Consider the following 21,126-nt stretch of genomic DNA (forward strand, 5'->3'; position numbering starts at 1 on the left):
TCTGTAATTCTGGTCAATGGCGGTTAACTGCCAATGGGATTCGTACTAAGCATAAATTAATGGGACTCGTACTAAGCATAAATTAAATTGAAAATTCATCTGTCAAAAAGTTAACCGACTGAGCACTCAGTTCTACCGCGCAAATAATAAAAATATTAGAAAGTTTTAGAAATCATCAAAAGAGGTAAATTATGAGCGGAAATAGTAATGCAAGTGTTGTAAGAGAATCCGCGGGACTTGTGGATGTAATAGATCGAGTTTTGGATAAAGGACTTGTACTTAATGCTGATATTTCAGTATCCATCGCGGGAACTGAGCTTCTTGGAATAAAAATTACGGCTACCCTGGCATCCTTTGAAACCGCAGCAAAATATGGACTTGAGTTTCCTTCGGGAACAAATCTTGATGCTCCGGCCTGGAAGAGAACAGATATAAATTATGCAAATTGTCCTGAGTGTGGGAATCGTAGAGAAGAAAAACTCTTAATCGAAAAAGGATGCCCGATTTGCGGATGGACAAGCCCACTTTCCAAGAAAAAACATGCAATAATCCCTGCAAGTTACATAGAACTCGATCAGGATGGGAACTACATTCCTGAGAAATAAAATTAGCTGTAATAGGTATTGCTGTCAGTTTATTACTTTATAAATTACCTTGTATAGGAGTGGCAACCCGATTAATTGGGAGGGATCAATCATGGGCAATGATGATGAGAAAAATGAAAATGAGAAAGAAACAAAAACTGACATAAAAAAAGAAGACCTGGAAAAAAAAGTCCAATACTTGGAAAATAGAATTAAAGAACTTGAACAGAGAGTAGAAGAACGCAGAACTACAGATTATGAACATGCTAGCTTAGTAGGAGATATTGTAGGATCAATTCCAGGCTTCAGCAGAATCATAAAAGTTCTCGAAAAGACCTCTCCAGAATTCAGGCAGAAAATTACTGAGACAGATATGGAAATAAAACATAGGCTTGAAACTGGATGGAGTAGCAAACCAGTAGTAAGCTATGGACTATCAATAAGACCTCTGTCTACAAGAAACAAATCTTCTAATGTTCCAGGTACAGTTTCAAGAGAAAGGAAAAAAGTAATGTTAGAGGGTTCAGAGCCAGCAGAACCTATTTTTGATGTGTTTGAAAAACAGGACTTTGTTTATGTAATAGCTCAAATTCCTGATGTAGAGGAGCAAGATATAAACATAGAAATTCAGGATGACGTGCTGGATATTTCTGCAGGTATTTACAGTAAAAAGATTTCATTGCCATGTAAATCGGGGTCAATTGAAGAAAAAAGCTACAAGAATGGTGTACTTCAGCTGAAGATAAAAAGGGAAAAAAATGTCAATTAATATTGATGAAAACAATTTAAAAAAAGGATTATTGGGTCTTGTTGTAGCCCTTGTTGAGATTATCCAGGACTTACTTGAGAAACAGGCATTGTTGAGAATAGAAAACGGATCTTTGAGTGAAGAAGAGGTTGAAAGGCTCGGAGAAGCCCTTTTTGACCTTCAAGAAGCACTTGAAGCCATAAAAATTGATAACGAGCTTGAAGATTGTGTTTATTCTGTGCGAGAAGGATTGGATAAGGTAGTAGATCAGGTAATTGATAAATTTTTAAATCCAACAAGGTGGATTGAGGAAGCTGATAAAAATGAAAGAAATAACACAGGAGAGTTGCCTATATCTCTACTCAATTGTGAACACAGCCGCTGAACAAAATCTGGGACCTATTGGGATTAATGACAATTCTGTGTACACAATTGTTTATAGAGATATTGCTGCAGCTGTACATTTCTCAGAGACAAAACCCAAAGCAGCAAAGGATGAACAACAGGCAAAAGAATGGATATTTTCTCATAATTATGCAATTGATAAGCTCACTGAAAAATTCAACACCATCCTCCCGTTTTCTTTCGGGTGTGTAGCACAAGGGAACGATGAAATCATAAGATCCTGGATGCAGAAGAACTATGATTCTTTTAAAAGTGAGCTTGAAAGACTGAGTGATACTGCAGAATATTTAGTTCAAATCTTCTATGACCCAAAAGTACTTGCTGAAAAAGTCCTCAAAGAGAACCCTGATCTTCAAGCATTGAATGCAAAAATAGATGGAGGGTCCAAGGGGAAAAACTACATCCTTAAAAAACAGTTTGATGTCCGGCGGGACCACGCCATAATGAACGAGCTTTCGATACTTGGAACCGAGTTTGGGAACGCTATATATGAGAATACAATGGAGATGATTCATGAAGAAAAAAGTTTCCATGTTCCGGAAAAATATAAGGGCAAAAAATCTGTGATTACACTTTCTTGTCTTGTTTCCAATAGAAGTGTTGAAAATTTAGGGCATGTCCTTGATCAAATAAATCAACGTGAAGGTTTTACAGTCAGATTTACGGGACCATGGGCACCGTTTAGTTTTGTTGATCTTAAAAGGGATTTTCAAACATGATACCGGAACGTGAAGGGGACTCCTTGGTAGAACTTCTTGATAGGTTACTTAATAAAGGGCTTGTTCTTAATGCTGATGTTCTTATTTCAGTTGGAGGCATACCTCTAATAGGCTTGAGTCTCAGACTTTTAGCTGCTGGAATTGAAACAATGCTTGAGTATGGGCTTTTTGAACAATTCGACAAGGATACAAGAGCCTGGGAACTTGAGCATAGAATAAACAAGCCAGTTCTTATGTCGGAAGAAGAAGTTATGCTGAGATTTTACGGTTCTTATTCTCATAACCAGAGTAAAACCTGGAACTACTGTTTTATATATTTAACAAATCGCAGAATTTTTGGATGGAATAAAAGTATTAATAAAATCTTATATGAAGTGTCGCTAAAAAATATACTGGAAATTACTGTTATTACAAACATTCACGAGGAAAAAGAAAGGGAAGAAATATGTATCAAAACTAATGATGACAATTTTCTCTACGTCCACAGCCAAAACATAAATGAAATTTATTGCAAACTTATAAAAGAAGTCCACTGCATATAACTTGGCTGATTAAAGTGTGCTGACACATCATTTTGCAATTAATGGGCAAAAGACATAAAATATTTTTAACCATTTTCAAAATAGAATTGAAATTCTGTAAATTTATAGACTAAATAGTTGAGAAATAATAAAATAAGAAAATTAATTATTTGGTTTGTTTTTATAACACGTGATGTGTATTAATATCTTAACATGTTTTCATTAATTTTTATTATTGTTGGATAATTATCCTAGTTAATAATGTAAGTTCATAGAAGTTGTTATATATTAGAAGCCTGGTATATTTGAACGATAACTATGGCTTAATATGATTTTATGAGTCCTTGGTGACATCAATTGTTGAACTAAGAATGGAAGTTTTAAGCTCATTGCATTTCAAAAGTACATACATTAGTCAATTTGGATTTAAAGCTGATAAATAAAAATTGTTAAACATAACAAGCTCATCTCAAAGCTTGATAACAATTTGGATTTAAAGCTGATAAATAAGAATTGTTAGACATAACAAGCTCATCCCAAAGCTTGATAACAATTTATATTTAAAATTAAAAGAGTGTGCCACAATTATGCCTTCCAACCCAGGTGAAACAATGAATCTTGAAAATGATAACTATGTAGTTCAACCTACAGGATCGCCTGTACATAACTGTTATGTGCAGGAACTTATAAAGAGACATCTTGACATAGCAGTACTTTGCGTAATCAGGAACAATTCGATGTCAGGGCAGGATATTGCAAAAGAGATTTTCTATAAGCACCAGGTTTATGTGTCTCCAAGCGCGATATATTCATTATTATACTCTTTAAAAAATCAAGATATACTTGAGATAGATACAGTAAAAGGTGACCTGAGAACTAAGTGTTATGTTCCCACTGAAAAAGGAAAACAGATAATCACTAAACAGCTACAAGAGTTTAGAGAAGCTCTCATGTATTTTCTACTACAAATAAATAAGAATTTGCCTTAAAGTCAAACAATTTTTGAAATGACAATCAGGTTCATTTTAAGTAATTTATAATTTTAAAAACTAGATTAAATATTCGAAGTTATATAATTTTTTGGAATCTTGCCGTAGTTTACGTAAAGATTCCTGTAAAACAATAAATTGGGTGGGAATATGAGAAAACTTGTATATGTAAGGATTGTCCATACCTCTGCAGATATGGGAACTCTAAGTGAAGAACTAGTGCAGCTGGCTATTTCTAAAATTGGCAAGGAAAAATGGGAAGAGAACCAGAAACTTATTGAAAAGTTCTGGGATGAACTTGAAAAAGAAATCTTTCAGCTTAATCTCGATTTTAAGCACACAAGAATTTATCAGGATGGCTTGCCATGTGAAGGAGAAATAGGAATGAAAATCATTCATAGTACGGCAGAACTCGGGAGCAAGAACTACCAGATTATCGAGAAACTGGTAGTAAAGGGAGCAAAGGTCGTTGCCACTGAAAGTTCTCAGCTTCTTATTGAAGAACGTAATCTATTGCTTGAGACCCTAAACAGTTCTTCTACTGCAGAAAAAGACGAAGCAAAAAAGAAATATGATTCAAAAAAAGACATTTTGCTCGAACAAAGAGACGCATATATAGCTTCAAGGATAAACAATACTCTGGAAGATGGGAAAACTGGAATTTTATTTATAGGGGCGGAACATAACGTGATTCCAAAACTAGCCCATGATATTGAAGTTCTTGATCTGGTAAAGCATTAAAAAATTGCCAGATCAAAGATAAAAATTTTGCGCTGCTATTAATCTAAACCCAGGTATCTCTTGCCGGTCTTCTACTCTCGAAATCTGATCGTGCTCTGAACTCTCCTCTTCTAATTTTAGTCTTAGATATAATTATATAATACAGCTCATAATTTAATTCTGCCAAATGATGTTTATTTTTCAAGCTTTGGGGGGAGTTGAAACGACTACTGGCGTACGGAATCTTGACAATAGTATAGACTTAACCAATGTATGGCTCAGGGATATTCTGAGCCAGTTGAAATGGCAGAGCAAAGAAAGTGCATATCAGGCATTAAGGGGTACACTGCACGCAATCAGAGACCGGCTTCCGGTGGAGGAAGCTGTTGATCTTGCTTCACAGCTGCCCCTTATGATTAAAGGAGTGTATTATGACGGCTGGACTCTCAGAGATAAACCCGAGAAGTTCAAAAAAGAGGAATTTGCAAGAAGGGTGCATGCGCAGTTTGAATTCGATGATAATGTAAACCCGGCTGAAGTTATTCGAGCTGTCCTGCGGGTCATGTACAGGCACATGGGCGAAGGAGAAATTCGGGATGTAAAATTCAATATGCCAAAAGAAATTCAGGAGTGGTTTCCAGAAGAAATCGCGCCGAAAGGATGAAAACGTAGAAATCCAAACTAAATTTTTATTAAAATTTATCAACTTTTTAGAGTTCTTCAACCTTATACCTGTTTAATGTTTCTCTTCTTTCGTCTTATTCTTGTAAAGATACCTTTATTTCAGACATATAAAACAGCCGTTAGATGTTATTTTCTCAAAATTGAAAGTATACGGCTTTTTATGAGCCGCTATTGCCGCTTGTCCTCACAGTATCAGACCGTGCTTATTCATCTACTTTTAACACATTTGTTTAATATTTATTTTTAGAGTTTAGATACATTAATATGATTAAAACTAGGAAATGATATTCCGATTAATGCGAAAAGTTAATATATGAATATAAGGAAATACCGTGCTGGTGAGATAAATACAGGGCTCTATTAGACGGATAAGATAGACCTTAAGGATAGTAATTATAAAAAATCAATCTTAAAGAAGTTTCAATTATATCTATCATATCTTATTGTCCTTTCAACCTGTCTTATTAAAATAACAAAAACCATAAGATCACGCATATCGCTGACCGCCTATTATTAAAGCCCGAATGGAAAAATTAAGGAGTTTATTGAATGCGGAAAAAAATGAATAGGTTACTCGTTAGTTTTTTGATATTCTTTATATTGGTCGTTGCTTTTCCGGCCATAGTGCTGGCGGACCAGCAGGCAGACCCTACAGGAGCTGATACGGATTATTCCAGCTATGTAGCGTCGAGCACCGGAGGTGCACCTTCTTTAGCAGATGTGACCAGTGCTGTAGGGCACAGTAGTGTAGCCATAAACATTATGTGGACACTGCTTGCAGGTTTTCTGGTTATGTTCATGCAGGCCGGGTTTGCGATGGTTGAGACTGGGTTCGTCCGCGTGAAGAATGTCGCGCATACGATGGCTATGAATTTCTTTGTGTATCCACTAGGTATGCTAGGATTCTTCCTCACGGGTTTTGCCATTATGTTCGGAGGTATTGGTCCACTGGCCACTTTGGGAGGCTATACAGGACTTAACCACGAGTTCTCGATTACTCTTTTAGGGCATCAGTTCGGGCTCTTCGGAATGACCGGATTTGGGCTAATAGGCACTTATGATGTGGGCGTATTCGCTTTATTCTTATTCCAGATGGTCTTCATGGATACGACCGCGACGATTCCTACCGGAGCGCTTGCAGAGCGCTGGAAGTTTCTGTCGTTCTGTTTCATGGGATTTGCTATTGGTGCCTTTATATACCCACTCTTCGGCAACTGGGTATGGGGTGGAGGCTGGCTGTCACAGCTTGGAGTTAATTTCGGTCTGGGCCACGGTCACGTGGACTTTGCAGGCTCATCGGTTGTGCACATGACCGGAGGAGTTATCGGCCTGGTTGGCGCATGGCTAATCGGACCACGCATAGGCAAGTATAACAAAGACGGTTCGGTTAATGCAATACCCGGTCACAGTATTCCTATGGCTATAGTCGGCACCTTCATCCTGGCTTTCGGATGGTTCGGTTTCAATGCGGGCTCAACCATGGCAGGTGAGGATCTTAGACTAGCTGTTGTAGCCACAAACACTATGTTGGCTTCAGCTACCGGTGCTGTAGCGGCTACGGCATGGATGTGGGCCGTCCGCACGAAAAAGCCGGATCCAGGTATGGCATGTAACGGTATGTTAGCAGGACTTGTAGCTATCACTGCACCCTGTGCGTTCGTCAACCAGATCAGCGCCGCGGTCATCGGCCTTGTTTCGGGCGTTCTTGTAGTTGAATCAGTCTTCTTCGTTGAGAAAAACTTGAAAATCGATGACCCGGTCGGTGCGGTCTCAGTACACATGGTCAACGGCGCATGGGGTTGTCTCGCTCTGGGTCTGTTTGCAGATGGCAGTTATGGCGCTGGCTGGAATGGCGTGCCTGGAACAGTTACCGGTTTGCTGTACGGCCAGCCTCTGCAGTTCGTGGCAGAATTTATCGGTGTGGCTACCAACTTTATCGTAGTTGGCGGACTGGCATTTATCATTTACAAGGTGATCAACCTGATCACGCCAATGCGTGTGAGCACCGAGGTCGAGATCGGAGGTCTTGACGTACCCGAGGTGGGATGCCCTGGTTATGTTGGTGACATCCCTGAAACTGGAATGGATAAAAGCCCTGAACCGAGTCACATACGTGATCCGATAGTGGTAGCGGCCGAGACTAAAAAGGAGAGGGTCATATGAAGAAAATCGAAGCAGTTGTCCGGCCCACAAAACTTGAAGAAGTGAAAGCCTCACTTGAAGATGCCGGTTTCAGCAGCCTCACTATTGTTGACGTAAAAGGACGCGGACAGCAAAAAGGTATTATCCAGCAATGGAGAGGGCAGGAGTACCGAGTTGACACTTTGCCGAAGTTAAAGGTTGAGCTGATTGTAAATGATGAAGACGTGGATAAGGCTATCGATATTATCGTTAGTTCCGCCAGGACCGGAAACATTGGAGATGGTAAAATCTTTGTCTTACCGGTAGAAAAGGTGGTTAGGATAAGAACAGGTGAAAGAGATGGAAAGGCCGTTTAAGGCCTTTCTTACAAATTTCATGGTAAACAGAAGCTACTCATAAATTTCCTGGTAAACAGAAGCTATTTATAAATTTCCTGGTAAACAGAAGCTATTTATAAATTTCCCATACACAGAAGGTTCGGTAAACCGATGTAATAAACAAATTCTCAGTCTTTGGGACTATACGTAATTAGTCTCGCTGAGTTCATTATTACTGGAATTGATGAAAGTTCGTGCAGCAGTGCCCCTGTCACGGGTGTAAGTATACCAGGTATAGTCAATATAACTGCCATTGAGAGGACACTAAGCGAGAACACAACGTTTTGCCAGATAGTACTTATTGCCTTCTTGGACACGCTTATAAGGTATGGAATTTTTAAAAGGTCATCAGATAATAGTCCAACTTCTGCTGTTTCTATTGCCACATCTGTTCCGGTAAGTCCCATAGCTATTCCTACATCAGCCGTGACAAGTGCCGGACCATCATTAACACCATCACCTACGAAGATAATTTTATGACCTTCAGACTGTAGACGTTTCACAATTTTGACTTTTTCCTGGGGCATTACTTCGGCATATATATCATTTATACCAAGAGCTTTAGCTGTCTGTTCCGCAACTACTTTACTGTCACCTGTAACCATTATTGTCTTTATTCCAAGCTTATGAAGGCTCTCTATGGACTTTTTTGACTCAGGCCTGATTTTGTCCTCAAATGTCAGCAACCCTGCGATTTCGTCATCAATTCCCATCATGACTACGTTACGGCCCAGTTGAGATTGTTCTTTAATGCTTTCTTCAGCTTCATGAGAAATTGATAAATTAAGTTCAGATGCTTGTTTCAGACGGCCTATAAAGATATTTTTTCCTCTTGTTTTAATTTTTATACCTGCTCCTGATATGGATTCAAAAGATTCTGGATCCGGAATTAATAACCTCTTCTCTTCAGCAGCTTTGACAACAGCTTTTCCAAGCGGGTGCTCGCTGAATTTCTCTGCGATAGCAGCCAATAATAATAAGTCTTCATCTTTATTGTTGTTCAATGCTATGATACCGGCAAGTTTTGGTTCACCATGAGTAAGTGTCCCGGTCTTATCGAAAATAACGGTATCTATCTTCGCCATAGACTCTATCGTAGCTCCTTTTTTAATAAGATTGCCTCTTAATGCCGCGTTACCAACCGAAGCAACCAGTGCTGTAGGTGTAGCGAGTACCATCACGCATGGACAAAACACTATTAGCATAGTAATTGCTCGTGTCAGGTCTCCACTCCACCACCAGAGCAGGACACCTAAGATAATTGCAGTAGGTGTGTAAAATTTGGCATGGTTGTTCAGGAGCCTTTCTACGTTTGGTTTCTGAGTCTGGGCTTCCTCAATCAAACGATGGATTTGCCCAAGGGTCGTTTCATTTCCGACTTTAGTTGCCAATATTTCCATTGCACCTACTTCGTTAAGAGTGCCTGCAAAAACATTATCTCCTTCTTGTTTATCGACTGGCAGACTTTCTCCGGTAATAACAGCCTGATTTACTGAAACAGTGCCCGAAAGAACAGTGCCGTCAACAGCAACGCGTTCTCCGGACTTAACCAGAATCGTATCCCCTACTTTAACTTCCTCAAGAGGCACTACAATATCATGTCCGTCACGTCTGACTGTGACTCTATCAGGCAATAGTTTCGCCAGGGATTCGAGTGCCTTTCCTGCTCTCGCAGAAACAAATTCCTCCAGCATGCCTCCAAGGAGCAAAAGTACGGCTACGACTGCAGCAGCTGAATACTGTCCGATTGCAATAGCAGCAATTGTTGCGATAGTAACCGGGATATCAGCAGTAAAGTCCTTTTCTTTAATTCCCTGGTAGGCAGACCACCATATAAACGATGATCCTACCAGTGCAGATAATAAATATAACCAGTTGCCTTCGCCTGAGTTATTTCCTTCTGATAGCATATTCTGCGGATACATAGCTATCGCTATTATAAGCAAGACCCCGCTTGCTACAGTAAATAACGTTCCAGGCTCAAGTAAAAAATCCTGATAACGAGTAGCCAGGATACGAATGCTGCTCCAAAAACCTATATTACGACTATAAGTGTTATCCGTCATATTATCTACCCAAATAAAATAAAATTTTAGATGCTAAAATCTATAAAGGTTAATAACATAAAACTATTATGATTTATTACGAAATAATAAAATTAGGTTTAATTGTAAGAAACTAAAGTTGTGCTGATGAGAATAATCTCTAAAGCAGCTAAAAGAACTAGACTGAAACAACAACTTTAGCTCCAGGGCAAATAATACGTACCAAAATTAAAAACAAAAATCCGAAATCAACCAGTTAAATTTACAAAGTTACAATATTAATTTACTATAGTAATTTACTATATTAATTTATTTCAACTTTGTTAGGCCCGGATCTATCAAAACTTTCTCCCGCTGTTCCTTTTTCAAAAGGATTATATCATATAAATCCTAACTATGTTAAACTCTTCATTATTACAAATCCAAATGATTGTGTTAAGCCTGAACAGACAGAGATTGAGGTTTTAAAAATGACAGAAAAACTCGGAATACTGGCCATTGGCCATGGGAGCAAGCTACCTTACAATAAAGAAGTAGTCACTAAGATCGCAGATTATATAGCACGAAAGCACTCGGATGTCGTTGTCAGAGCCGGCTTTATGGAAAACAGTGAGCCAACCCTTAGAAAGGCAATTGAAGGCTTTTCAGGTACCGGTGTGACAAAAATTGCGGCAGTGCCGGTTTTCCTGGCGTCTGGAGTTCATATCACAAAAGATATCCCTGAGATCCTGAGCCTGGACGAAAATGGCTGTGGCACCCTGGAAATTGACGGAAAAGCCGTTCCTCTGTGCTATGCAAACCCTATCGGGGCCGACGAGCTTATCGCTGACCTTGTGTTCAAGAGGGTTCAGGAAGCCCTTTAATTTATACCTGGGGTCCGGTTTTATCATGGACCTTAATCGGAAGAAGTTCGCCGTGCTCGATCTGACCCACGGTGGCATTCCTATCGCAAAAAGCCTTGCAGCAGCTGGAAATGAAGTAAGCGGAATAGATGTATACGGGACAGTCAAGCCTGAAACTCTGCTTGAACTTGAGGAGAAGTATGGGATACACTGCTCAAAAACTCCTCTTCCTGTCTCGGGATTTGACCTAATTGTAGCGCCTGTACACCTTGATTCTGCCTATCCTATGCTTATAGAAGCCAGAGAACATGGAAAAGACATCCTTTCGCACCATGAAATTGTCGGAGAAATTCTCAATGGCGATTCAAGGCTTTCAGGCATAAAAACGGTCGAGGTTACCGGCGTAAAAGCAAAAACAAGTACTGCATCCCTCCTGGCCCATATGCTCTCCAGGAAGTTTGAAGTAGTACTGCATACTTCACGAGGGCTTGAATATTGGAAAGAGGGTTCTTCGTCTCTCATTTATAAGGGCCTGAGCATAACTCCAGGAAGTATTCTGGTTGCAGTTGAGAAAGCTTTTGAGGCCGGAATCAGACCGAATTTTTTTATAGTAGAAATCTCGATAGGAGGCACAGGTACTGCTGATCTGGGGATTCTTACAACCCTTACCCCGGACTACGGGATTGCAAATAATACAGCCCTTGCAAGCGAAGCAAAACTCCAGCTTGTAAAGCACGCAAAACCAGGAAGTACCCTTCTAATCAATGCAGGGGCCAAAAAAGCCCTTAAAGCTGCAAAAAAGGATCAGATAAAAGTTATAACCTTCAAAGACCCATTCGGTAACCAACTTTCCGAGACACAAGGTCAAATAGTCGACTTTGTGCTGGAAACCGGATCCAGAACTTTAGCCCTATCAGTCCCCTCAGAGTTTGTAACATCTTCAGACTTACCAGGGCCAGATAGACTATCAGGGTCAACCGACCTATCAGGGTCAACCGATCTATCAGGGTCAACCGACCTATCAGGGTCAACCGATCTATCAGGGTCAACCGATCTATCGAACTCAGCCAACCTATCAGGTTTATTGATGCAAACCGGCTCAACCGAACTCCAGGCTTCGCCTACAACTTCAGGCTCTTGTATTCGCTTTTTGCATAGGGGAAAGGAAATTTTATCAGCTTCCCTGCGTCCAGGATATAATGTCTCGGCTTACAGGACTGCTTTTGTCGCAGCAGCGGCAGCTGCCCTCGAACTTGGAATCGAACCTGAAGCTGTAATATCGGTAATTGAAGGATTCGGAGGGCTTTCAGGCAGGATGCAGGAAAAGGAAATGAACGGCATTTCCTTGATAGATAATTCCAATTCCGGCATGGATATCCTCTCGGCCGAAAAAGCCCTTGATTACGCTCTTCTTAAGAAAAAGGATGAAAAAAAGAAGAATATTATTCTTGTGCTTGGCGAAGAAGCCTCTCAGGTATGTGAAGGGCTGCCACCTGAACTCGTGCAGGGCTTTGTGAATAAATTCGGTACGAAGTGCAAACAGGTTATCCTGGTAGGAGAACGGATGAAAGCAGTCAATGGGAAAAACATTTCATATGCATGGAATCTTCCGGAAGGGCTTTCAAAAGCCTCGGAATTTGCAGGAGGCGAAGATATAATACTCTCTTCGGTAAAATGTTTCCGTTAAGGATTTTTTATACGCAGTCTTTTCACTGAAGAATTGTTGAAGAATTACCGAAGAGTCAGGGAATTGCCAGGGACTTCTGCCAGTGATAAAAATCTCGGATACGATTTTATCAACTCAAATAGACTAAACTCAGGCTTCAGTCTTTTCGCCGAAATTTTTATGATAGAGTTTTATACAGGCTCTTCCAATCTGTATTCGTTTCCATTACTCGCTTTAATTTCAACTGATCATGTTTCCCAATCCTACTGCGATACAGGTGGTAGTTCATATCCTGAGGACACGGGAACTTTCAGGGAAATGCGTTCTACCATTCTTATCAATATCCCTATTATCCAAACAAGAGGATTTGTCATGGCTGAAAAAGAGATTTCAATCATTCATCCCCGCCCAAGTTCCATTGTTGCGGCTCTTTATACTCTGAGAGACTTAAATGTTGATGTCGCTATCCTGCATGGGCCTCCCGGGTGTTCCTTTAAACATGCAAGGCTGCTCGAAGAAGACGGTATACATGTAGTTACAACAGGCCTCGATGAAAATGGTTTCGTTTTCGGAGGGCATGATAAACTTGTACAACTTATCAACAAGTCGGTTGAGCTTTTTAACCCTAAAATTATCGGTGTTGTAGGAACCTGCGCCAGTATGATTATAGGAGAGGAAATGCATGATGCCGTGCTCGAGGCAAATCCTGATGTTCCTGTAATCGAGGTTGAGGTGCACGCAGGCTATCATAATAACACAAAAGGAGTACTCTTTGCTCTGGAATCCGCACTCGATGCAGGGATTATTGATCATGCAGAGTTCGAGCGTCAGAAATACCTTCTTGAAAAAGCTACGGAAGTGGAAAAAAAGTTTGGGGCTGCAAGCAAAGAATATCTTGCCCCTTCACGGGGGGATGTAAAATACAAAGCCGCAAAGCGTGTAATTCAACTCCTCAAGGAAGGCAAAAAGGGTCTTGTCATCATGAATGCCAAAAAAGAAACCGGTTACATGTTTGCAGACATTACCCTTGCAGTCAATGAAGTTGCAGCAGCTCTCGGAAAAAAAGAAAACCTTATTAATATGGCAAATATCGACCCAGAGCTCGGACTTCCCAGAGTAAGGCAGCATGCCGAGAATATAATAAGAGACTTAAAAGCACACGGAATTGAGGTGCATGAGATTATTGGCGGTATGGACGAGTACCCGGTTGCAGGCGAAAAGGTCAGCGAATTAATAAAAGAAAAATACAGTGACTTTGATTTTGCAGTCATTACGGGTGTCCCGCACGCAATCCCTATGGAATATATAAAAGACATGGAGCTTATTTCAGTCACTAACGGCCCGAGACAGGTTCTCCCCTTAAAAGAAATGGGTCATGAGTATGTGCTGGTAGAAATCGACCTTCACCCGAAAACACTTGGAGTCAGTGAGATTGTAGAATCCGAGTTTGGAGCTACCTTAAGGGAAATTGCAAAGGAAGCCTGAGAAGGAAGAACCAGGATAAATCAGGAGGAAAATCCTTTGAAAAACCAGAAGATCATAGCGATCTACGGAAAAGGCGGCATAGGTAAATCGAGTACGGCTTCAAATGTTGCCGCCGCCTGCGCCGAGGCAGGAAAGAAAGTCATGATTATAGGCTGCGATCCTAAAAGCGACTCATCAATCACCCTGCTTGGAGGCAAGAGAATTCCGACCATTCTCGACCTCCTGCGTGCGGGTGTGGACGTAAAGAAAGAAGATGTGGTCTTTGAAGGGTATGCAGGCGTCAAATGCGTGGAAGCAGGCGGCCCCGAACCGGGTATAGGATGTGCGGGGCGAGGAATTATTGTTGCCATCCAGAAACTGAAAAGCATTTCAGGAGATCTCTTAAAAGAACAGGATTTGATTATTTACGATGTACCCGGAGACATCGTCTGCGGAGGGTTTGTTGCTCCTGTCAGGAAAGGGTTCGTAAATGAGGCTTATGTCCTGACTTCAGGAGAGTACATGCCCCTTTATGCAGCAAACAATATCTGCAAAGGCTTCTCGAAGATAGGAATGCCGCTTAGCGGGGTAATTTGCAATTCAAGAAATGTGAGCAGGGAAGAGGAGATCGTTTCGAAATTTTCTGAGGAGATAGGCAGCCAGCTTATGGCTTTTATCCCGAAGAGGCAGGCAGTTCAGGACTGTGAAAGAGAAGGTTACTCTGTAATGGAAAAAGCACCCGAATCTGATATTGCAGAAATCTACCGCACGCTTGGGAAAGCAATCCTTGAAAACGAAAAAAGAGTTACAGCCGATTCTCTGAGTGACGAACGATTAAGGGAATTGACAAAATAAGTTAGAGTAGCAACAGTTGATTAAACACGTAAGGGGTATCGAAAAAATGCTCAATAATAAGCAATCCGCAGCAGGGAACATTCCCAGAATTCTTATTTCTGCAGACCGTTCGTCCTCAGGCAAGACTACAATCTCTATGGGCCTGATGGCCGTTCTAGTTTCAAGGGGATATAAAGTCCAACCCTTTAAGGTCGCCCTGGACTATATCGATCCGAGTTACCATACTGAAATAACTGGCAGGTTCTGCCGGAACCTTGACGGCTATCTTATGGATGAGAACGGGATTCTGGATGTATATACTCATGCCTGCGAGGCCGGAGAGAAGGCGGATATAGCGATTATTGAAGGAGTTCGCGGGCTTTACGAAGGTTTTGAAAGCTTAAGCGACCTTGGAAGCACTGCCCAGATTGCAAAGACCCTTAAATGCCCAGTAATCTTTGTAATTAACGCCCGTAGCATTACTCGTTCGAGTGCTGCCCTTGTCAACGGATACAGGAACTTCGACCCTGATGTGGAAATTGCAGGGGTCATCCTTAATAATATAGGAAGCCGCCGCCATGCCGAAAAAGCAAAAGAGGCAATAGAACACTATACAGGCATTCCGGTTATCGGAATTGTTCCAAGAGACCCCGCTATGCAGATTTCCATGCGCCACCTAGGGCTTATGCCAGCTCTCGAAGGCCGAAGACGGCTTGGGGACGGAGGTTTTGAAGCCCGTCTTCACGGCATTGAAGAAATCATAAATAAAGGAATTGACGTAGACCGCTTTATGGAAATCGCAAAAAGCGCAAAGTCCCTGAAAAGCCCAGATAATAGCGTTTTTTCTTCGGTCTCCGGTGCTGATATACTAAAGCCAAAGATAGGAGTAGCTCTTGATGAGGCTTTCAATTTTTACTATCGTGATAACATTGATCTCCTGAAACTTGCAGGTGCAGAAATCGTTTACTTTAGTCCTGTTAGAGACAACTCACTTCCCGAGGTTGACGGGCTCTATATAGGGGGCGGTTATCCCGAACTCTTTGCAGCCGAACTTGAAGCTAACCAGTCCATGCGCCAGGATATAAAAAAGGCATCTATTGCAGGCATGCCTATTTATGCCGAGTGCGGAGGGCTTATGTATCTTACGGAAAAAATAAGCACAGGCATCCCCGGAAAAGGCACCTATCACGATGCCTCAATGCCGGAGTCTACATATTCAATGGTAGGGGCCCTCCCAGGGCATACTATTATGGGACAGACAAGAGTGGTCAGCTACAATATAGGAACCCTTAATAAGGACTGCATTCTCGGAAAAAAAGGCAACAATTTCAAGGGACATGAGTTCCACCATTCTGAAATAAGGGAAATTCCTGAGGATGCCGAATTTGCAATAACTCTGTCAAGAGGTACAGGCATAACGAATGGCATGGATGGGCTTATTTCTGAAAATACTCTGGGCTCGTACGCCCACCTGCACGGAGTTGCGTACAGGGAGCTTGCAAGCTCACTTGTAGAGGCTGCAAGAAAGTTTTGGGAATCCAGGATTCTTCCATGATACGTGTAGGCTCCTTCCTTAGTGCATGCAAACATTACCCTTTTATATGCAGGTCGAAAAAGCAATATTATATTAATTGATTATAACAACTTAGATTACAATATATTAGATTACAATAGATATGACTGCAATCGATCAAATTACAATAAATTACAATAGATAAGACTGTAACAGATCGAATTACAATAGATCGGATTACAATAGATCGGATTACAATAAATAAAAATCACGATAAACACGATTATAAGAAATTATTTTAATAATAAGTTTATTTTAACAATAAATTTATTTTAATGATAAATTATTATAGGAAAGTCTAGATCAAGAGAAATTACGCTATAGCAAATTGGACTAGAGCAAGCCAGACTGGTAAAGAACTTATTTTCGTTTCATTTTCTTTTCAGGTGAATCTATTGAAAACACAACTTAAAGGAGACCGGGTCCTTGCCGGAAAGGAAGCGGTAGCCGAGCTTTATAAAAATGGTTACTTCGGGCGCCCTAAAGAGGACGGGCTTGAGCTCTCACTTGTAGAAGCTGCTTTTCTCCTGTCCAGAGGAAAACTCGAAATTGAACTCGAAGGCACACTGCTTAATTTCAAAGCCTTTTTCGAACAGGCTTCTTTGAGGCAACCGAATTTTGAGCTGAAATATATAGTTTATAAGGACCTTAAAGAGAGGGGGTATTATGTCCAGCCATCAGCTACGGATTTCAGGGTATATCCAAGAGGTAGCCACCCGGGTAAAAGTGCAGCAAAAATTTTTGTGCATGTCCAGTCTGAGAGGCAGCTCCTTCCCGTAAAACTCCTTCAAAACTCGGTTGCTTCGGCAGAGAACGTACACAAGCAATTTATCCTTGCTGTGGTGGATGAAGAAAGTGACCTTACCTTCTATGAAATTAAAACCGCAGTTCCTAAAGGAGAAATGCCTGAATCGTATCCTGCCGTCAAAAGCGATTCCACTTTCCTGGAGGACAGGGTAATAGCCTGGGATGCTCAGGCTTCGGAAACTCTCTATAAAAGGAGCTTTTACGGGAAAATGCTGGACTCTGAAAGACTACAGCTTTCCCTTGTTGAATCCCTTTACCTCTTTTCCGGAGGTGTGATAACAGTTCGGGACAGGAAAGGTAAAGTGTTTTCGTTTGACGAGTTTATCGAGAAAGCCTCGGAGATTGAGAGCTCTTTCATGAGAAAATACTGTGTATATAAAAATCTCAGGGATTTAGGAAATGTAGTCAAAACCGGTTTTAAATTCGGAACGAATTTCAGGGTATACAGAAAGGTCGAGTCAATAGAGAGAATTTCCCATTCGGAATATCTTGTAAATGCTATTCCTGAGGATTTTGAGTTCAGGCTTTCGGTTATGTCAGGAGCTGTCAGGCTTGCAAACAGCGTTAGGAAAACAATGCTTTTTGCAGTTGAGAAAGGGGAGGAAATCGAATATCTTGACATCAGCCGGACGAAAATGTGAGATTCTTGTCAAGGGTGAAGTATATGTGGGATATTATTGCAGTAGACATCTCTGGCAGGCACAGGATTAAAGGAGGTTACTATATGGTATGTGCGGCAGCAGCGCTTACGGTTTCGGCTAGCCATATTGAAAAAGTCAAACAAATAAAAATCCTTCCCCTCTGGCAAAAAAGAGCTCCCAGCCTGCTGGACGTCGTGCAGCTAATCGAAGACACGGCTGACCAGCTTTCCTTTGAGGGTACGATTGTAGCAGAAAAGGGAGACATGTATAATAAACCCAAATGGGTGACCGAAAGTATGTTTTCCAGGGCTTTTAAGTATCAGGAATCAATTGCCGAGAGACGATCAATTGAACTCGTGCACCATATTTCCCTGAGCGCCCGTAATTTACTGATAAAAGAACTTGAAATCGAGGCGTAAAAATTTCAGCTGAACAAAAATCCAGTAAAGGATCCGATAACGGAAATAGAGTAATTCTCGTTAAAAGAACAATTCCCAATTCGGACCCTGAACGTGAAGAATATCTCTTTCAGGAGTTCAGGGAACTTGCAAAGGCTGCAGGTTACCTGCCAGTTGGTGAGCTTAAGCAAACCAGGTATCCGGATTCGAAATACCAGCTAGGTAGAGGGAAAATCGAGGAACTTGCCGAACTTGTCAGGAGTACGGGTGCAGAGAAAGCAATTTTCTATAACAGGCTCTCTACAACCCAGCTCTTCAATATCTCGGAAATCTGCGGATGCCCGATTATCGATAAGTTCCAGCTCATTCTTGAGATCTTTGCAAAAAGAGCAACCACCCACCGCTCAAAACTTCAGGTCGAACTGGCAAGATTGAGATACGAAGTGCCCAGAGCAAGAGCTGTCGTTTCTCTCCTTAAAAAGGAGGAGAGGGCAGGCTTCATGGGACTTGGGGACTACGAGGACTCTTATGAACAGGACCTGAAGAAGAGAATAACAAGGATTCAGAATGAACTCGAATCTGCAGAAAAAGACGATGAATCCCTGAGAGCTTTAAGGCACAGAAAAGGCTTTTCCTTAGTTTCCCTTGCAGGATATACAAACGCCGGAAAAAGTACTCTTTTCAACGCAATTGTGAATGAAAGCGTTGAGGCAAAGAACATGCTTTTTACAACGCTTGTGCCTATGACCCGAGCTCTGGACCTGGGAGGACGAAAAGCTCTTTTAACCGATACCGTGGGATTTATAGAGGATCTTCCTCACTGGCTGGTTGATGCCTTCAAGTCCACCCTTGATGAGATTTTTCTTTCGGACCTTATACTCCTTGTAGTGGACGCAAGCGAAAAACCCGAAACAATCCTTCAGAAACTTTCAACATCCCACGACACTCTCTGGGACCGAATACAGGGAGTTCCCATTATTACCGTACTTAATAAAGCCGATCTGGTTGATGAATCCGAATTTGATGCCATTATGGAACATATAGGGTATATGGCCCCGAACCCTGTCCTTGTCTCTGCAAAAAGAGGCACCGGGATGGATGCTCTAAAAGCCGAGATAATGAAACACCTGCCTCCCTGGTGTTTTTGCTCTCTTTCTCTTCCGAATTCGGAAAAAGGGATGTCAATGCTCTCCTGGCTGTATGAAGAAGGAGTCGTACACAGAGTTGAATTCGGACAGCGGATTCTTGTAGATTATGAAGCCAGAACAGAGATAATTAACCGTGCACATGCTCTCCTTGAACCTCAGGAAGCTCAAAGAAGTGAATGATCCTGGTCAGATGTTCCTAAAAAGACTGAGTTTCGAATCCAAACTTTTTTGAAAAAAATTTGATCAAAAAGCAGGTCTTTTAGAAATATCAGACTCCAAATTTTTTCAAAAATTTGGATAAAATCTGTCTAATATTTTTGTTTCGAAATGTATACATTTCCTTACTTTTCTGAATAATATAAAACTTTTTTAATATTAAGAAAACTACCGGAATATTGACAGAGTGTTTTCCAATATCGGTTTCTAAGAGAGTTTTTCGTATAGTCTGAATACTGTTCGCATATATACGAAAGGTACTTATATCCACGAGTTGTTTGTACGTATGCGAACGGGTATCTACTGAAACCATCAGACCCTCCTAATATCCTAAACTACACCCCTAAAACCAGATTTTTGCTATGTTTCTGCCCGTTCGCAGTTCCTCTTGAATTTATTTTATTTTTAAGATATTTTTGTTCGTATATAAGCGAATTTTTTTGTAGATTATAATAAACTCGGTTACCGATAGATTCTTGCCTCAAAATTCATATGATAGATAGACTCCTGCTTCAAAATTCATAGGATAGACTCCTGCTTCAAAATTCATAGGATAGACTCCTGCTGACTCAGTTCCAAAATCTAGTGATGAAAGTAAGTGTAACATCACTACATAAATTTATAATTCTCTAATTATGTAATGATGTTACGGCAAAAACAATGGTAATTATAAATCTTACTCTTAATAACTTATCGGAACTCCCTGCTCTCTCATACCTTTTTGATAGTTATAGCAATGATTACGAATATACCACAAGAGGAATTTTTCGTAGAAAAATTCCTCCAGCCTGCCCTATTTGCAGTGCTCCTATGGTTCATAACGGCTATAATCTATACATCAAAAAAGGTCTTGGAAAAATCAGCATTGGTCGATACAAATGCCAAAATTGTGGTAGTACAGACGAAGAAGATCATAGTTTTTGGGAAGGTCTGAAAACTTTACTTTTTGATTCATTTAATAATTTTTTCCAGGTGCTCAGATACCATAAAGTTTCTTATGATGGAATTTCTGATATAATGAGCTTCATATTTCCAAGATCAAGAAGCACTATTTTTAGAACATTCAACAAAGAAATGGAACAGGAAAATGTTCCAATTTTAGAAAATGTACATATGGTGCACTATGACGAACAGCATCCAAAAGAGGGACGTTGTCAGAAATACCGTTTAACATTACTGGATGCAAAAACTCAAAGAACAATAGCAGATGAACTTTTTGAGGATAAAAGTTCAGAAACCATCAAAACGTTTCTACGAAAAAATCTAGATACATCAGAACCTGTGTTTATTGTTACGGATTTTGATAAGAGATACCCAGATATTTTAAAGGAAGTTTTTGGGGATAAGTTAGTGCATCAATACTGTTTGATGCACTTAAACAAGCTTATAGTTAGCGATTTTCCGAAGAAAACAACAATTGAACAGGAACTATTAAAATACAGGTTATTGAATATATTTTACAATCGTGAAAATGAGATTAAATTCCTGGAAAAAATTCTATCTGAAGAACTTAACGTAATTATGAATGAAGAAAAGCATCAAGAATGGAGTATAAAGGCAAAAAAGGAATTTAACCGATTTAGATATAAATTGAAGCTAGAAA

The 21,126-nt window shown here is 40.5% G+C and carries 20 protein-coding genes; 19 read left to right on the forward strand and 1 reads right to left on the reverse strand.

Going from position 1 to position 21,126, the window contains the following annotated elements; translation table 11 throughout:
- Nucleotides 1–191 precede the first annotated feature (191 nt).
- The 10 genes from ASJ81_RS24845 (at nucleotide 192) to ASJ81_RS14220 (ending at nucleotide 7,868) form a co-directional block, all read left to right on the forward strand.
- Nucleotides 192–605 (forward strand): gas vesicle protein, encoded by a 414-nt coding sequence (locus tag ASJ81_RS24845; protein WP_095644967.1) that lies wholly within the window; start codon nucleotides 192–194, stop codon nucleotides 603–605.
- Nucleotides 606–696: 91 nt separating this feature from the next.
- Complete coding sequence (locus ASJ81_RS14180; protein ID WP_095644968.1) at nucleotides 697–1,353, forward strand: Hsp20/alpha crystallin family protein; 657 nt, start codon at nucleotides 697–699, stop codon at nucleotides 1,351–1,353.
- The gene (locus tag ASJ81_RS14185) at nucleotides 1,343–1,717 is read left to right on the forward strand and encodes a gas vesicle protein K (RefSeq protein ID WP_095644969.1); all 375 of its coding nucleotides are present in this window, start codon (nucleotides 1,343–1,345) and stop codon (nucleotides 1,715–1,717) included. The genes ASJ81_RS14180 and ASJ81_RS14185 overlap by 11 nt, the downstream gene beginning before the upstream one ends.
- A complete protein-coding gene (locus ASJ81_RS14190; protein ID WP_095644970.1) occupies nucleotides 1,656–2,456 on the forward strand; it encodes a GvpL/GvpF family gas vesicle protein in 801 nt (266 codons plus the stop codon). Before ASJ81_RS14185 ends, ASJ81_RS14190 begins: the two co-directional genes overlap by 62 nt.
- Entirely contained in the window at nucleotides 2,453–2,998 is a 546-nt protein-coding gene (locus ASJ81_RS14195; protein WP_095644971.1) for a gas vesicle protein, read from the forward strand. The genes ASJ81_RS14190 and ASJ81_RS14195 overlap by 4 nt, the downstream gene beginning before the upstream one ends.
- Nucleotides 2,999–3,588: 590 nt before the next feature.
- Nucleotides 3,589–3,966: a PadR family transcriptional regulator gene (locus ASJ81_RS14200; protein WP_170943322.1), complete on the forward strand. Its 378-nt coding sequence runs from the start codon at nucleotides 3,589–3,591 to the stop codon at nucleotides 3,964–3,966.
- A gap of 150 nt (nucleotides 3,967–4,116) precedes the next feature.
- Entirely contained in the window at nucleotides 4,117–4,707 is a 591-nt protein-coding gene (locus tag ASJ81_RS14205) for a hypothetical protein (protein WP_095644973.1), read from the forward strand.
- A 187-nt stretch (nucleotides 4,708–4,894) separates the two neighbouring features.
- A complete protein-coding gene (locus tag ASJ81_RS14210; protein ID WP_170943323.1) occupies nucleotides 4,895–5,350 on the forward strand; it encodes a DUF2267 domain-containing protein in 456 nt (151 codons plus the stop codon).
- Nucleotides 5,351–5,919: 569 nt separating this feature from the next.
- Nucleotides 5,920–7,533: an ammonium transporter gene (locus ASJ81_RS14215; protein WP_095644975.1), complete on the forward strand. Its 1,614-nt coding sequence runs from the start codon at nucleotides 5,920–5,922 to the stop codon at nucleotides 7,531–7,533.
- Nucleotides 7,530–7,868 (forward strand): P-II family nitrogen regulator, encoded by a 339-nt coding sequence (locus ASJ81_RS14220; RefSeq protein WP_095644976.1) that lies wholly within the window; start codon nucleotides 7,530–7,532, stop codon nucleotides 7,866–7,868. The genes ASJ81_RS14215 and ASJ81_RS14220 overlap by 4 nt, the downstream gene beginning before the upstream one ends.
- Before the next feature lie 149 nt (nucleotides 7,869–8,017).
- On the opposite strand, the gene ASJ81_RS14225 is transcribed toward ASJ81_RS14220, so the two are convergent.
- Nucleotides 8,018–9,955 carry a heavy metal translocating P-type ATPase gene (locus tag ASJ81_RS14225; protein ID WP_095644977.1) on the reverse strand — a complete coding sequence of 646 codons (1,938 nt, stop codon included), beginning with the start codon at nucleotides 9,953–9,955 and terminating at the stop codon, nucleotides 8,018–8,020.
- A gap of 449 nt (nucleotides 9,956–10,404) precedes the next feature.
- On the opposite strand from ASJ81_RS14225, the gene cfbA reads away from it, so the two are divergent.
- The 9 genes from cfbA to ASJ81_RS14275 form a co-directional block, all read left to right on the forward strand.
- Nucleotides 10,405–10,797, forward strand: a complete 393-nt coding sequence (cfbA, locus tag ASJ81_RS14230) for a sirohydrochlorin nickelochelatase (RefSeq protein ID WP_095644978.1) — start codon at nucleotides 10,405–10,407, stop codon at nucleotides 10,795–10,797.
- A 25-nt stretch (nucleotides 10,798–10,822) separates the two neighbouring features.
- Nucleotides 10,823–12,463 (forward strand): coenzyme F430 synthase, encoded by a 1,641-nt coding sequence (cfbE, locus tag ASJ81_RS14235; protein ID WP_095644979.1) that lies wholly within the window; start codon nucleotides 10,823–10,825, stop codon nucleotides 12,461–12,463.
- Between the two features lie 351 nt (nucleotides 12,464–12,814).
- Nucleotides 12,815–13,927: a Ni-sirohydrochlorin a,c-diamide reductive cyclase catalytic subunit gene (cfbD, locus tag ASJ81_RS14240; RefSeq protein ID WP_095644988.1), complete on the forward strand. Its 1,113-nt coding sequence runs from the start codon at nucleotides 12,815–12,817 to the stop codon at nucleotides 13,925–13,927.
- A 36-nt stretch (nucleotides 13,928–13,963) separates the two neighbouring features.
- Complete coding sequence (gene cfbC, locus ASJ81_RS14245; RefSeq protein ID WP_095644980.1) at nucleotides 13,964–14,761, forward strand: Ni-sirohydrochlorin a,c-diamide reductive cyclase ATP-dependent reductase subunit; 798 nt, start codon at nucleotides 13,964–13,966, stop codon at nucleotides 14,759–14,761.
- Between the two features lie 46 nt (nucleotides 14,762–14,807).
- Nucleotides 14,808–16,295 (forward strand): Ni-sirohydrochlorin a,c-diamide synthase, encoded by a 1,488-nt coding sequence (gene cfbB / locus ASJ81_RS14250; RefSeq protein ID WP_095644981.1) that lies wholly within the window; start codon nucleotides 14,808–14,810, stop codon nucleotides 16,293–16,295.
- A 413-nt stretch (nucleotides 16,296–16,708) separates the two neighbouring features.
- The gene (gene endA, locus ASJ81_RS14255; protein ID WP_095644982.1) at nucleotides 16,709–17,761 is read left to right on the forward strand and encodes a tRNA-intron lyase; all 1,053 of its coding nucleotides are present in this window, start codon (nucleotides 16,709–16,711) and stop codon (nucleotides 17,759–17,761) included.
- Between the two features lie 23 nt (nucleotides 17,762–17,784).
- Nucleotides 17,785–18,180, forward strand: coding sequence for a DUF2209 domain-containing protein (locus tag ASJ81_RS14260; RefSeq protein WP_095644983.1), 396 nt, complete (start codon nucleotides 17,785–17,787; stop codon nucleotides 18,178–18,180).
- A 2-nt stretch (nucleotides 18,181–18,182) separates the two neighbouring features.
- Entirely contained in the window at nucleotides 18,183–19,487 is a 1,305-nt protein-coding gene (hflX, locus tag ASJ81_RS14265; protein WP_095644984.1) for a GTPase HflX, read from the forward strand.
- Nucleotides 19,488–20,183: 696 nt separating this feature from the next.
- A partial coding sequence (locus ASJ81_RS14275) for an ISNCY family transposase (protein WP_095642727.1) occupies nucleotides 20,184–21,126 on the forward strand: 943 nt, incomplete at its 3' end.

Source organism: Methanosarcina spelaei (assembly GCF_002287235.1).
GTDB classification, from domain to species: Archaea; Halobacteriota; Methanosarcinia; order Methanosarcinales; family Methanosarcinaceae; genus Methanosarcina; species Methanosarcina spelaei.